Here is a 13,071-nt window from a genome sequence, read left to right as displayed (position 1 = left end):
TAGGGGCGTGCCGGGTCGGCGCCGACTTCGCTGTTGGGATGGCCGAGCGGATCGTTGGCGATGTCGACGACCAGCCAGCGGGTCGGCGAGGTGGTGCCGTCGAACGACACCCCCATCAGCCGGCGAGTGGCGCTTCGGCCGCCGTCGCAGCCGACCACGTAGCGGGTCAGCACAGTTTTGGTCCCACCCTCTCCGCCAAGTTCGACGGTGACCGCGTCGGCGGTCTCGGTGTACGACGTCAAGGGCCGGCCCCACTGCACGTCGGCGTGCTCGAAGCGCTCCAGACCTCGAAGCAACTCGGCATCGACCAACGGCTGGACGAACCCGTTGCGCTTGGGCCACCCGAAACACGCGTCGGGCGGGGCCATTTCGGCAAGCAACCGGCGCTTCGCGTCGACGAACCGAAGAATCTGGTTGGGCACGGTGTGTGGCAGAACGCGGTCGACCAGGCCGATCGCCTGGAACGTGCGCAGCGACTCGTCGTCCAGCCCGACGCCGCGGGGATAGTCGATCAGCGTGTCGCGTTCTTCGACCACCAGAGTGCTGACACCTTGCAGGCCAAGGATATTGGCGAGGGTCAGACCAACCGGCCCTGCGCCGACGACGACAACGTCGGCATCCACATCCTGGTCGCCGTCCACCGTCAACGCCCCAGCAGGAAGTCGATATGCAGGCGATCGAACGTCTTGGCGTCCTCGTACTGCGGCCAGTGGCCGCAACCGGACATCACTTCGAAACGGGCACCGGGGATCATCGTGGCGATTCGCCGACCTTCGGTCACGTCAGCGGTCGGGTCATCACTGGTCCACAGCACCAGCGTTGGGGCGGTGATCGACCCATAGTCGCTGCGGCCCAGTATGTTACGGGCGCGGATCTCGGGGTCTTGCAACGCCATGATGTCACGCATCGCCGAGACGAAGCCCGGCTGGCGATACACCCGCTGGCGGCTCGCGACGAGGTCGTCGTAGTCCTTGGACTTGTCGGCCATCAACCATTTGATCCGCGCCTGCACGGTTTCCCAAGTCGGGTTTTCCGCGGCCGCCATCGACAGCGTGATGATCCGCTTCATCACCTCGGGATCGGCTTGCGAGCCACCGGCGGTGTTGAGCACCAGCCGGTCGACTTTGTCGGGGTGATCGACGGCGGCGCGGGAAACCACCCAGCCGCCAAGCGATTCACCGGACAAGTGGGCGCGCTCGACGCCGATCGCATCCAGGAAAGCCAGCAGATGGTCGACATAGTGGCGGACCTCCAGCGGGTGACCGGGTTTGTCGGTGTAGCCGTGGCCCAGCATGTCGATCGACCAGGTCGAGAAGTGCTCCGCGTGCGCCTCCAGGTTGCGGACGTATGCCTCGGCGTGACCACCGGAGCCGTGCAGCAGTATCAGTGGCGGCTTGCTCGAATCGCCGGCATGCAGGTAGCGAGTTCGCACCCCGCCGGCGTCCAGGTAGCCCTGCACGAACGGCACGCCCTGCAGGTCACTCCACACGCTCTCGTGCTCGGCCACCGGTTCCTCTCCGGTTAGTTCCAGTGGAAATTGGTTCTCGTTTCCCGCCACCTATGTGTGCTAAAATCGCACATCAATGTGCACTATGTATAGAGCATCACTCTCTGCCGGTCCGCTGTCAAGCACGGCCCAACTCGGGTTGGCCGGCCCGGCAATGGTGCGCTGACATGGGCGAGGCTCCGACGACCACGGCACCCGGCTCGCAGACGCTGGCCCGGGGGCTCAACGCCCTGCAGTTGGTGGCCGATGCTCCCGCGGGGATGACCGTGCAGCAGGTCGCCGACGGCGTCGGCGTGCACCGGACCATCGCGTATCGCCTGCTTGCGACACTGGCCCAGTTCCGGTTCGTCGCCAAGGGCGAAGACGGCCGCTATCGGCCGGCCGCGGGGCTGGCGCTGCTCGGTGCGTCGTTCGACCGCAATGTGCGCCAGCTGAGCGTGCCGATCCTGCGCGCGCTGGCTGACGACCTGGGCACCACGGTCTCCCTCCTGGTGGCCGAGGGTGAGCAGCAGGTGGCCATCGCGGTGATCGTCCCCACCCAGGTCCCCTACCAGCTGGCCTTTCACGAGGGCAGCCGTTACCCGCTCGATCGCGGCGCCGCGGGTATCGCGCTGCTGGCCAGCCTGCCCCCGCGCCCGGACGAGCGCGATCTGGTCGTGAGCGCCCGCGAGCAAGGCTGGGTGATCACCCACGGTGAGATCGAGCCGAACACCTATGGTTTGGCAGTCCCCGTGCATCGCGAGCCGCCGTCACCGCCGGCGTGCATCAATCTGATCTCGCACCGCGAAGACGTGGTGATGCGCGGCAAGGACGCAGTTGTCAAGGCAGCCAAGGAATTATCGGCGATCTTGAGCTGATCGCCGGGCAGGAAGGAAGCTTTTATGCCGGCTTGGGGCGATGAAGTCGACGTCGTCGTGCTCGGCAGCGGCGGAGCCGCGCTGGCCGCCGCGCTGACCGCCGCGGTCAGCGGTGCCTCGGTCGCGGTCTACGAGAAAGCCGCGACTGTAGGTGGCACCACGGCGGTTTCGGGCGGTGTGGTGTGGATTCCGGCGCACAATCGCTCCCCCGAGGGTGAGCTGACGGTCGACGATGCGCTCAGTTATCTGCGTGCGCAATCGCTCGGCTCGATGAACGACGCGCTGGTCGAGACGTTTGTACGGACCGGTCCGGCGATGCTCGACTTCATCGAAGCGCACAGCGGTCTGCGGTTCGAGATCGCCACGGGTTTCCCGGATTACAAACCGGAGCTACCCGGCGGCCAGCCCGGCGGCGGCCGCTCGCTGAGCGCGGCTCCGTTCGATTTGAATCAACTCGGCGAGTGGCGGGATCGGATCACCTCGTTTCCACAGGACTGGTCGAATGTCGGATTCGATGCCGAGACCCGGGCCCGCCTGCATGCAGGGGCCGACGAGAACGCCGAGCTGTGCGTGGCCGGCACTGCGTTGATCGCCGGACTGCTCAAGGAGTTGCTCGATGCCGGGGTGACCCCGCGTACCGATGCTCGCGCTGAGGAGTTGCTCACCGAAGACGGCGCGATCGTCGGAGTCCGGATCGCCTCCGGCGGTGAGCAGTTGACTGTCCGTGCTCGTCGTGGAGTGATCCTGGGAACGGGTGGATTCGAATGGGATCCCGTGCTGGTCAACGCTTTTCTACGTGGCCCAATGCATGGTGCCGTCTCGCCGCCCAACAACACCGGCGACGGACTGCGCATGGTGATGGCCCACGGCGCCGACCTGGCCAACATGGGTGAGGCGTGGTGGGTGCCGATCGTGCAGATCCCGGACGACACCATCGACGGCCACCAACGCAGTCGCAGCGTGCGACTGGAACGGACCCGGCCGCGCAGCATCATCGTCAACCGGCTCGGCAAGCGATTCGTCAACGAGGCCTGCGACTACAACTCGATGGCCGGCGCCTTCCACTACCTCGACCCGCGTGAGGGCTACGTCAATGATCCGGCCTGGATGGTGTTTGATGCACAACACCTCAAGCGTTACGGGTTCTTGGGCGTCGACCCCGACGGACCGGTGCCGGACTGGTTCTGCGAGTCGGCGGATCTCACCGAATTGGCTGCCAAAACCGGGATCGCTCTCGACGGGCTGACCCGCACCATCGGCGCCTGGAACCACCACGTGGGTGACGGCGCTGACCCCGACTTCGGCCGTGGCTCAAGTGCTTACGACGGCTACTGGGGTGATGAGCACGCAACGACGCTGGCCGGCAAGACGCTGGGCCCCGTCGACACCGCGCCGTACTACGCGGTTGCGGTGTCGGTGGGCGCGATGGGCACCAAGGGCGGACCGCGCACCGACCGCGATGGACGCGTCCTGCATGTCAGCGGTGAGCCCATCCCCGGCCTGTTCGCCGCCGGCAACGCGATGGGTGGGGTGACTGGACGAGCCTATGGCGGTGCCGGCGGCACCATCGGTCCGGCAATGGTTTTCGGCTACCGCGCGGGCCACGCCGCGGCGACCGGGAAGTCGGTCGACTAGCCGAACGCTTTGGTGATGGCCGCCATGTCGAAGTAGTCGCGCCACACCGCAATGCGGTCGTCGCGTACTTCGAAGACACCCATCACCGGTAGCGGTATCTCTCCGCCATCCTTGCGGTGCAGCACGTCGGTGCGTTCGTTCATCACGACCGTGCCGTCGCTGACCTGCCGGTGCACGTTGAAGTCGATGCCGTCGAAGGCGGCCGTGAAACCCGCGATGAACTGCGCAATCGCTTCACGGCCGTGCACCGGATCCATCGGAATGTTGTGGTAGATGGCGTCCTCGATGAAGTATCCGGCCAACTCTTCCGGGTTGGGCGACGACCACAGTTTGCAGAATTCGGTGACCAGCTCATCGGCGGTGCGCGTCATGGATTCATGCAACACCATAGATCAGCGCTCGGCGAGGGCTTTGGCCAGATCGATTGTCCCGGTGGTAATCGCGGCGACCACTCCGCCGTCGACCAGTAGATCGGTACCGGTGACGAACGACGCTGAGGGCCCGAGCAGGAACTCGGCGGCGGCCGCGATGTCCTCGGGTGTGCCGAGACGCCGCAGGCCGGAGTTCTCGACCATCGCCCTCATCAGCGCGCCCGATTCGCTGTCGAGTTCCAGCCGCCCCATCGCCGTCGAGATGACACCAGGGCTGATGGAGTTGATCCGGGCGCCACGTTCACCCCAGGTTCCGGCTGCCGCGGCCACCCGAATCTGGTTGGCCCGCTTGGCGAACGGATACGCCATCTGACTGCTGGAGATCTTCGAGCACGCCTCGAGGCCGAGCAGTTCCTCGGCGGGCACGCTCGCCAGCTGTCGCTCGAGCTCGGGATCCAGCGCGGGCTGCATGTGGCCGGCCATACTCGCGATGACCACCCCGGCGCCGCCAGGCTCGATCACTCGGCCGAATTCGTCGATGCTCAGCGCGACACCCAGCAGGTCGACGGCGAGCACCGCCTCAACGGATGCCTGTTGCGGCGAAAGCCCCGCGGTGTGCACCACCGCCGTGACCCGGCCGGCCCCCTGCGCCGTCTCGGCCACTGCGGCCACCGAACTGCGCGAGGTGACGTCGACCTGTCGAGTCAGCACCTGATGGCCGTCTTCGGTGAGGGCACCGGCCGCGGCTTTCAGGCCCTCGGCGTTGATGTCGGCCAGCACGATGGTCCGGCCCGCTCCGCTGCGGCGGGCCACCGAGATCCCCATACCGCCGACACCGACGATGACCAGAACTTCGTTGTTCACGGCTTTCTCCAATTCGGCAAGACATGGACCCTGAGGCGCCTGCGACTATACGAGAATATTATTCTCTCCGTCCGAGAGTATGAGTTGCAATCGGTCATCGTCGTTGGCGGTGCGGGCGGCCTGGGCGAGGCGACGGTTCGCCGACTGCACGCGGCGCGCTGCGCTTCCCCCGAAATAATCGCCGGGGTCGCATCGGCCACAGCATTACCTGAAATGGGCGCTGCCCGAGTTGCCCGCCTCTCAGCGACAATTCGGGCGCGCCTTTCGCAGCCTGCTGGCGTCGTCGCTCGGCGGGCATGTCGATGATGCCCGCCGCGCGAGGGCCGGTGCGGCTCGGCGGTCAGTTCTTGCCGGCCGCCAACTTGGCTGCGATCGAGCGGAAGTCCTCGGTCTGGAACGACTGGTTCTCCGCGGACAACGCGTAGTCGATGGTGGCAAGCACCGAGCGCTCGAGGTGCACATTGAGGACGCGTTTGGTGCTTTCAACGGCCTGCTGCGGAAGTTCGAGGATCTTCTTCGCGGCTTTCAGCGCCTCGGCGACCGGATCGGCCACCGCGTGGTTGGCCAAGCCCAGTTCGACCGCTCGCGCGGCGGAGATCCGGGCGCCGGTCAGCGCGTACTCCTTGGCCAGCAGCAAGCTGATGTGCAGTGGCCAGGTCAGCGGTCCGCCATCAGCGGCCACCAATCCCACCTGCACGTGCGGGTCGGCGAGATACGCGTCTTCGGCGATGTAGACGATGTCGCTCAACGCGACCAGACTGCAGCCCAGCCCGACGGCCGGCCCGTTGACCGCGGCCACCACCGGAATCCGGCAGCGCGCCATGCCCAGCACGATCTCGCGCCCGTCGGCGATGGTCTTGGCGCGCAGCGCCGCGTCTCCCGCCAATTCGTTCAGATAGACGAAGTCACCGCCAGCCGAAAATGCCCGTCCCGCACCGGTTATCACAGCGGCACGTGCGTCTTGGTCATCGCTCATCCGCTGCCACAACTTCGCCAGACCATGGTGCAGCGCGTCGTTGACCGAGTTGAGCGACTCGGGCCGGTTCAACGTGATGATCCGCAGCGGGCCGTCGGCCTGAACGTCGATTTCGGTTGGCATGTCGTACACGTCAGGCTCCCAATCCCAAGATTCGTGAGGCGATGATGTTCTTCTGGATCTGCGATGTGCCGCCCATGACGCTTTGCGCGCGGCTATACAGATAGGCGCTGAGCAGATTCGGATCGTCGATGCCGCCCACTGCGAACGCGGCATGGCCGACGGACTGCTCGACCCAGGTCATCAGCAGCTTGTCCAGCGATCCGTCCGAGGTATGGGTCACCCCGTCGAGTTGCTCGGACAGCCGGCGCCGTACGTGGTGGGTCAACATCTCGGTTTGTACCGCCGCCCAGGCGAGTTCCTCATTCGCCGAGTCGCCGGCGCGCGCGGCCAGTTGGCGGACGAGCTTGCCGTAGCGGGCCGCGTAGCCCAGCGTCGACGGTTCGCGCTCATGGCCGACCACTGTCATGGCAAGCGGCCACCCCTCGCCGGGGGCGCCCACCATGTTCTCCACCGGCACCGTCGCCCCGTCGAACAGCACCTGGCCGAATTCGGTGGTCACGCCGTTGATCATCTGCAGCGGACGCTGTTGCACGCCAGGCTGTTTCATCGGGATGATGAACGCCGAGATGCCCCGGTGCCGCTTGGCCGCGGGATCGGTGCGAGCCAGCAGCAGACACCAGTCCGCGACATCGGAGTAGCTGGTCCAGATCTTGTGTCCGTTGATGACGTAGTTGTCGCCATCGCGGGTGGCGGTGGTCGTCAGCGAGGCGAGATCGGAGCCCGAGCCCGGCTCGCTGAAGCCCTGACACCACCGCTCGGAACCGTTGATCATTCCGGGCAGGAAGCGGGTGCACAGCTCCTTGCTGCCGTGCCGGCTCAGGCCCGCGACCAGATAGCCCAGACTGGGCCGCGGCGGTGCCTCGGCACGCGCCAGCTCTTCGTCGAGGATGACGTCGTACACCGGGGGTAATTCCTGCCCGCCGTACTCCCGCGGCCAGGACAGCCCGAAGAAGCCACCCTCGTACAGCGCACTGTGCCATTCGCCCTGCCGGGCCCAGTATTCGTCACCTGAGCTCGGAAACTCTTTGGCGTGCACCGAAAGCCAGGATCTCAGCCGTTCCCGGAAGGCGGCTTCATCGGGCGAGTCACGGAAGTCCAACGGTGATCTCCTCCAGCTTGACGGGCCACAATTGCGTCGAGGTCAGCGCACGGCGCAGGTACACGTGCGCCAGGCACTCCCAGGTATTGCCGATGCCGCCGTGTACCTGAATGGCGGTCTCGCACACCGTCCGCGCGGCCCGCGCGCAGTAGACCTTGGCGAACCGGCCGGCGCGGATCGCCTCGGCAGGGTCCAACTCGTCGACCGCCCAGGCGGCATGCCGCAAGATGCTCACCGAGCCTTCGATCAGGGCCAGGCTTTCGGCGAGCAGGTGCGCGATGGCCTGATACGAGCCGATCGACTTGCCATACTGCTCACGGATTTTCGCATAATCACACGCCAGTATGTGCGCACCGCGGGCCGCGCCGACCAGATCCGCTGACGTGGTGGCCAGCGCGAGTGCCAGCCAACGTTGAACGGCGTCGGAGTCCAGATCTCCGACGGCCGTTGCCGTTCCGCTGACATCCGCCGCAGCCCTGGTCAGGTCGACCGCGTCGCGGGCAGCGCCAACATCGACGGCTGACACCGTCGTGCCGTCCAACGTCAACGCGCGCCGGTAGCCTCGCGCGTCAATCACGCGACCGTGCACCGCGATCGTCGACCCGGAGCCGTCGTCGCCGATTCGCCGGGCCAGATCGTCCGCGAGCACTGGACCGAGGAACGGGGCGTCGACCAATCCGCGGCCGAACTCCTCAGCCACGATGGCCACTTCCACACCGGACGCGCCGTCGGAGCGCAACGCCCGCCAGCCCGTCTGATGGATCTGCTTGTCGAGCTTGCTGATTCGCCCGTCGTCGGCGAGGTCTTGCACCGATCCCGGTCCCAGATCATCGGATAGCTTCGCGGCCGCGTCCCGCAGTTGTTGCTGTTCAGCTGTCAGACGTGCATCCATAACGCTCCTTGAGAACTCGGCGCAGCACCTTCCCGGACGGTAGCCGAGGTATTTCGGGCACGAACACGATACGACTCAGACGTTTGTAGGATGCGAGACTCTCACCGACCCGTGCGGTGAGCTCGGCGGCGTCGACCGGCGCACGGGTTGCGACCGCAGCGACGACCGACTCCCCGTCCGCGCCGTCGGGGACGCCGAACACCGCGCAGTCTTCGACGGCGGGATGAGCGTGCAGGACGGCCTCGATCTCGGCGGGCGCGACCTGAAAGCCGCGCACCTTGATCATTTCTTTGGACCGGTCGGTGATCCGCAGCCAGCCACCGGAATCCAGGTAGCCGACGTCGCCGGTCCGATACCAGCCGTCGCACAAGACATCTCGCGTCGCTTCGCACGGCAGGTAGCCGGCCATCAGCGACTCGGCCCGCGCCTGGATCTCACCGACCTCCCCGGGACCGACCTGCTCGCCGGTCTGCAACGAGACAACTCGCACCTGCACGCCCGGTACCGGGCGGCCGACGGAGTCGAGCCGCGCGCCGTCGAGCGGGTTGCAGGCGATGACCGGTAACTCGGTGGTCCCGTACGCCGGCACCCATCCGACACCGGTCCGACGGGTGACGGTCTCGGCGACGCTGACGCTGACCGGCGTCGCTCCCCACATGATGAACCGCAGCGACGAAAGATCGTAGGACTCCAGATCCGGGTTCGAGGAGATCGCCAACGCGATTGGCGCGACAGCCATCTCGACGGTGATCCGATCGTCTTGGATGTGCTGCAACATGCGATCGACGTCGAATCGTCGATGCAGGCGCATCCACACACCGGTCTGCAACGCCGTCATGATGTTGAGCAATCCGAGAATGTGCGACGGCGGCGTGGCGATCTGAATGCGATCGCGGGCAGTCAATCCCAACGCGTCGCGCCAATGCCCAACGGCGACCTGTAGCGAATGATGAGTGTGCCGAACCGCTTTCGGTAGACCCGTCGTACCTGAGCTGAACGCCAACACCGCATCGGCATCGGGCGCAGCAGCGTCGCTGAATTCTGGTTCGCCCGCGAGGATGGGTTCGTCGAGATGCAACATCGGCATGAGACCCGACAGCACCTCGTGATCGCCGACGGCGTGCGACGGGTTCGTCAAGGCCAGCGCGTGCTCGACCTCGTGACGCTTCCACGCCGGGCTGATCAGCACCACGACGGCGGCCAGCCGCCAGATGGCGTGCAGGGCGACGACGAATTCCGGACGATTCGACGCCATCAACGCGACCCGCCCGCCGGCCGTCAAGCCGCGCCCGCGCAAACTTGCGGCCAACCCGTCCGCCAGCGCCTCGAGCTGCGGCAGCGTATAGCGCCACTCCTCGAATACCAGCGCGGTCGGAGACATTGAGAACATCCTATCGTTTTGAGAGAATAGTATTCTCTGAACAGAAGAACGCAAGTGTGGAAGGGGCCGGGATGGCGGAGCGCCATGTGTTCCATCGGGCCACGGTGACCCGGATCGTCAAGGAGACCGCCGACACCCGTACCTACGTACTCGCCCCCGAAGAGCAGCCGTTTTCCTATCGCGCCGGACAGTTCTGCACCTTCAAGGTGACGGTGGACGGTGAGGAGCTGTACCGGTCGTATTCGATGTCGAGCGCGCCGGAGACCGACACCGAGGTGATGACCACGGTCAAACGGGTGACCGGCGGCAAGGTGTCGAACTGGATCATCGACAACGTCGTCGAGGGTGATGAGCTGACCCTGACGCGCGCGGCCGGAACCTTCGTGTTGAGGTCGACCCAGGCTCCGTTGCTGGCCTTCGCCGGCGGTAGCGGTGTCACACCAATCCTGTCGCTGGCCAAGAGCGCCCTCGCGAGCACCGACCGCACGGTGCGGGTTCTGTGCGCCGACCGGGACCGGGCTTCGGTGATCTTCGAGGCCGCGATCGACGAGCTGATCGAGCGATACCCCGGCCGGTTCGAGGTGGAGAGGAACATCGACGCCGAGCACGGGCTGCTGGATGTGGCCGGTGTCGAGAAATTCGTCGGCGCGGATACCGATGCCGACTGCTACGTCTGCGGGCCGGAGGGATTCATGACGGTCGTGCGATCCGCGCTGCCGGAGGGCGCGACCGTGCTCGTCGAGGACTTCGACGCGTCGCCGCCGGTCAAGACGCCCGCACCCGCGGCCGCCGAGAGCGGCGCCGAGCAGGGTGGCACGGTGACCATCAAGCTGGAGCGCAAGAAGGCGACGGTGCCGCGGGTCGCCGGGGAGACGCTTCTGGAGAGCGCACGACGGGCGGGCCTGTCGCCCCCGTTCAGCTGCGAAGCTGGTAACTGCGGCACCTGCATGGCCAAACTGGTCGAAGGCGCCGCCACCATGCGCGCCAACGACGTGCTCGAGGATGACGAGATCGCCGACGGCTACATCCTGACCTGCCAGGCCGTGCCCGACACCCCGTCGGTCCTGGTGGAGTACGAGTAGTGCTGCACGGCAACACTTTCCGCAGGTCGGGAATGGAACGAGGCGTTCCGGGGCTGAAACACAGCAGCACCGGAAAGGACCTTCACTATGACTGACCTGCCAGCCTTCGGCGAGCTTGCCGCCGCCGATCAGGGCCTCATCGTATTCACCACGTTGCGTCGCGACGGCAGCGCCCAGGCGTCGGTGGTCAACGCCGGCGTCTTACCGCACCCATTGACCAACGAGCCGGTAGTCGGGCTGGTTGCCATCGGTGGCGCCCGGAAACTGGCCCACCTACGCGCCGATCCACGCACCACCGTCACGGCCCGGTCCGGTTGGCGCTGGGCCACCGTCGAAGGAACGGCCCAACTGATCGGGCCCGATGACCCCCACCCCGACGTCGACGAGGACCGGCTGCGGGTGATGCTTCGCGAGATCTTCACCGCGGCCGGCGGAACCCACGACGACTGGGACACCTACGACCGGGTGATGCGCGAAGAACGTCGCACCGCCGTCTTGATCACGCCGCTCCGCGTCTACACCAACCCGTCCCGGGGCTGAGCACTATCCAGTCTCCTTGCTGCGCACACTTACTCGCAGAAGTAATGGCCCTCGTCCAGATCAGCCAGCAGCCCCTTCTCGATCGGATGCCAGTCCAGGATCTTTCGCGTAAGTTCGCTGGACGTCGCGTCGTCCAGTGAAGCGAAGAGAGCCAGAAAACCGAAATGGTCTTGCGCCTTCTCGGCCGCAATGCGGGCCGACGGCAGATTCAGGTGGCGCCCGATGACCTCGGCGATGTCGCGGAACGCCACACCCTCGTCGGCGACACCGTGCAATCGCGTACCCGCGGGCGCAGATTCCAGCGCCAGCCGGTAGAGCCGCGCCGCGTCGAGCGTGTGCAGCGCAGGCCAGCGATTCGCGCCGTCACCGATATAGGCGGACACACCGGCCTTGCGGGCACAGTCGATGATGTGATGGGTGAAGCCGTGGTGGTCCAGGTTGCTATGCACCAACGGCGCGAGCCGAATGACCGACGATCGAACGCCGCGCTCTGCCAAGGCAATTGCCGCGTTCTCCGAGTCGATCCGAGGTCCGGCGGGCAAGGTGTCCTCTTCGGTGGCGAGTCGGCCCTCGACGAACGCCACCATGAGAGTGCCTGATGTGCCCACGAAGGGCCGGTTCGAACCGGCGAGGGCATCACCCATCGCCTCGACCGCGCGCAGGTCCGTCTCGGCCGAACCAAGGAAGTCGCTGAAGTCGTGATTGAAGGCCAGGTGGATCACGCCGTCGGAGGCGGCGGCCGCCGCGCGCAAACCGTCGAGATCGTCGAGATCGCCGCGGTGCACATCGGCGCCGATGGCAGTCAACGCGGCTGCCGACTTATCCGAGCGGGCTAAACCGGTGACCTGATGCCCGGCCTGAAGAAGTTCGGGCACCACTGCCGACCCGATGTGGCCCGTCGCGCCGGTGACGAAAACTCGCATGATGAACTCCCTGAAGTAACGATGAAGCGGTAACACCACCCTGCAGTCCGGCACCGAAGACGTCCAAGACTCATTTCGAATAACTCAATACTGATCAGGCATCACCGCAGTTGCACGCCACTGTATGCACGTCGCAGGCTTCATCCACGTATTACGATGCGGGCATGGATGACGCCCTCATGCCCGTCGACCTCGACCTCCGGCTGGTGCGGTACTTCGCCGTGGTGGCCGACCACCGGCACTTCGGCCGCGCCGCTGCCGCACTGCGGGTGGCGCAGCCGTCGCTGAGCCGACAAATCCGCCGGCTGGAGCAACAATTGGGTGCCCGCCTGCTGGACCGCACTCCGCAAGGCACCCGGCTCACCGAAGCCGGCGAAGTCTTCCTGCCGGCGGCCAAAGCGCTGCTGCGTTCAGCGGCCCGCGCCGCGGCACAGACTCGCGCCGCGGCCCAGCCCAGCCGGATTACCATCGGCTACACGACCGGGCTGATCGTCACCCCCGCGGCGCGCGAGTTGCGCCGTCAGCACCCTGATGCCGACGTGCACACCGTGCACCTGGAGTGGAACGCGGCCCGCCAGTCACTACTCGATCACCGGGTGGACGCGGTCGTGACGCGGCTACCGTTTCCGACCGACCAGCTGCACGTCACAATTCTGTACGACGAGCCCCGGGTGTTGGTCGTGCCGCTGGATCACCGGCTGGCCGGCAAGGAGTCGATCACCCTGGACGATATCGCCGACGAACCGATGCCCCGGATTCGCGACTCGGATCCGGCGTGGAGCGCGTTCTGGCGGGTCGATCCGCGTCCAGACGGGCGTCGC

Annotated in this window: 14 protein-coding genes; 5 read left to right on the top strand and 9 right to left on the bottom strand. The window is 66.3% G+C overall.

Features of this window, described 5'->3' with window-relative positions:
• Both VGH54_RS23845 and VGH54_RS23840 read right to left on the bottom strand, forming a co-directional pair.
• Positions 1-641, bottom strand: a 641-nt coding sequence (locus VGH54_RS23845) for an FAD-dependent monooxygenase (protein ID WP_414688782.1), incomplete at its 3' end; no start/stop codon positions are given.
• 2 nt (positions 642-643) lie between these two features.
• On the bottom strand, positions 644-1,507 hold the full coding sequence (locus VGH54_RS23840; protein WP_331514586.1) for an alpha/beta hydrolase: 864 nt from the start codon (positions 1,505-1,507) through the stop codon (positions 644-646).
• 167 nt (positions 1,508-1,674) lie between these two features.
• Between VGH54_RS23840 and VGH54_RS23835 the strand changes: the two genes are divergently transcribed.
• Together VGH54_RS23835 and VGH54_RS23830 are read left to right on the top strand one after the other, a co-directional pair.
• On the top strand, positions 1,675-2,364 hold the full coding sequence (locus VGH54_RS23835; RefSeq protein ID WP_331514584.1) for an IclR family transcriptional regulator: 690 nt from the start codon (positions 1,675-1,677) through the stop codon (positions 2,362-2,364).
• A 24-nt stretch (positions 2,365-2,388) separates the two neighbouring features.
• Positions 2,389-3,999 (top strand): FAD-dependent oxidoreductase, encoded by a 1,611-nt coding sequence (locus VGH54_RS23830; RefSeq protein ID WP_331514583.1) that lies wholly within the window; start codon positions 2,389-2,391, stop codon positions 3,997-3,999.
• Here VGH54_RS23830 and VGH54_RS23825 read toward each other — a convergent pair.
• The 6 genes from VGH54_RS23825 to VGH54_RS23795 form a co-directional block, all read right to left on the bottom strand.
• The gene (locus VGH54_RS23825; RefSeq protein ID WP_331514582.1) at positions 3,996-4,370 is read right to left on the bottom strand and encodes a limonene-1,2-epoxide hydrolase family protein; all 375 of its coding nucleotides are present in this window, start codon (positions 4,368-4,370) and stop codon (positions 3,996-3,998) included. The two genes, VGH54_RS23830 and VGH54_RS23825, sit on opposite strands and share 4 nt — an antisense overlap.
• A gap of 21 nt (positions 4,371-4,391) precedes the next feature.
• Positions 4,392-5,234 carry an SDR family oxidoreductase gene (locus VGH54_RS23820; RefSeq protein WP_331514581.1) on the bottom strand — a complete coding sequence of 281 codons (843 nt, stop codon included), beginning with the start codon at positions 5,232-5,234 and terminating at the stop codon, positions 4,392-4,394.
• Between the two features lie 340 nt (positions 5,235-5,574).
• Positions 5,575-6,342, bottom strand: a complete 768-nt coding sequence (locus VGH54_RS23810) for an enoyl-CoA hydratase/isomerase family protein (RefSeq protein ID WP_331514580.1) — start codon at positions 6,340-6,342, stop codon at positions 5,575-5,577.
• A gap of 1 nt (position 6,343) precedes the next feature.
• Entirely contained in the window at positions 6,344-7,432 is a 1,089-nt protein-coding gene (locus tag VGH54_RS23805; protein ID WP_331514579.1) for an acyl-CoA dehydrogenase family protein, read from the bottom strand.
• Complete coding sequence (locus VGH54_RS23800; protein WP_331514578.1) at positions 7,419-8,324, bottom strand: acyl-CoA dehydrogenase family protein; 906 nt, start codon at positions 8,322-8,324, stop codon at positions 7,419-7,421. The genes VGH54_RS23805 and VGH54_RS23800 overlap by 14 nt, the downstream gene beginning before the upstream one ends.
• The gene (locus VGH54_RS23795) at positions 8,302-9,705 is read right to left on the bottom strand and encodes a class I adenylate-forming enzyme family protein (protein WP_331514577.1); all 1,404 of its coding nucleotides are present in this window, start codon (positions 9,703-9,705) and stop codon (positions 8,302-8,304) included. The genes VGH54_RS23800 and VGH54_RS23795 overlap by 23 nt, the downstream gene beginning before the upstream one ends.
• A 71-nt stretch (positions 9,706-9,776) precedes the next feature.
• Between VGH54_RS23795 and VGH54_RS23790 the strand changes: the two genes are divergently transcribed.
• Positions 9,777-10,787 (top strand): ferredoxin--NADP reductase, encoded by a 1,011-nt coding sequence (locus tag VGH54_RS23790; RefSeq protein ID WP_331514576.1) that lies wholly within the window; start codon positions 9,777-9,779, stop codon positions 10,785-10,787.
• A gap of 87 nt (positions 10,788-10,874) precedes the next feature.
• The gene (locus VGH54_RS23785) at positions 10,875-11,327 is read left to right on the top strand and encodes a TIGR03618 family F420-dependent PPOX class oxidoreductase (protein WP_331514575.1); all 453 of its coding nucleotides are present in this window, start codon (positions 10,875-10,877) and stop codon (positions 11,325-11,327) included.
• A gap of 29 nt (positions 11,328-11,356) precedes the next feature.
• Here VGH54_RS23785 and VGH54_RS23780 read toward each other — a convergent pair whose 3' ends face one another.
• Positions 11,357-12,250 carry an SDR family oxidoreductase gene (locus VGH54_RS23780; protein ID WP_331514574.1) on the bottom strand — a complete coding sequence of 298 codons (894 nt, stop codon included), beginning with the start codon at positions 12,248-12,250 and terminating at the stop codon, positions 11,357-11,359.
• A gap of 164 nt (positions 12,251-12,414) precedes the next feature.
• Between VGH54_RS23780 and VGH54_RS23775 the strand changes: the two genes are divergently transcribed.
• On the top strand, positions 12,415-13,071 hold a 657-nt coding region (locus VGH54_RS23775; RefSeq protein WP_331514573.1), incomplete at its 3' end, for a LysR family transcriptional regulator.

The organism is Mycobacterium sp., assembly GCF_036488105.1.
In the GTDB taxonomy this organism is placed as follows: Bacteria; Actinomycetota; Actinomycetes; order Mycobacteriales; family Mycobacteriaceae; genus Mycobacterium.
The sequence above is the reverse complement of the archived record's forward strand: the minus strand, read 5'-3'. Positions and strand labels throughout refer to the sequence as shown.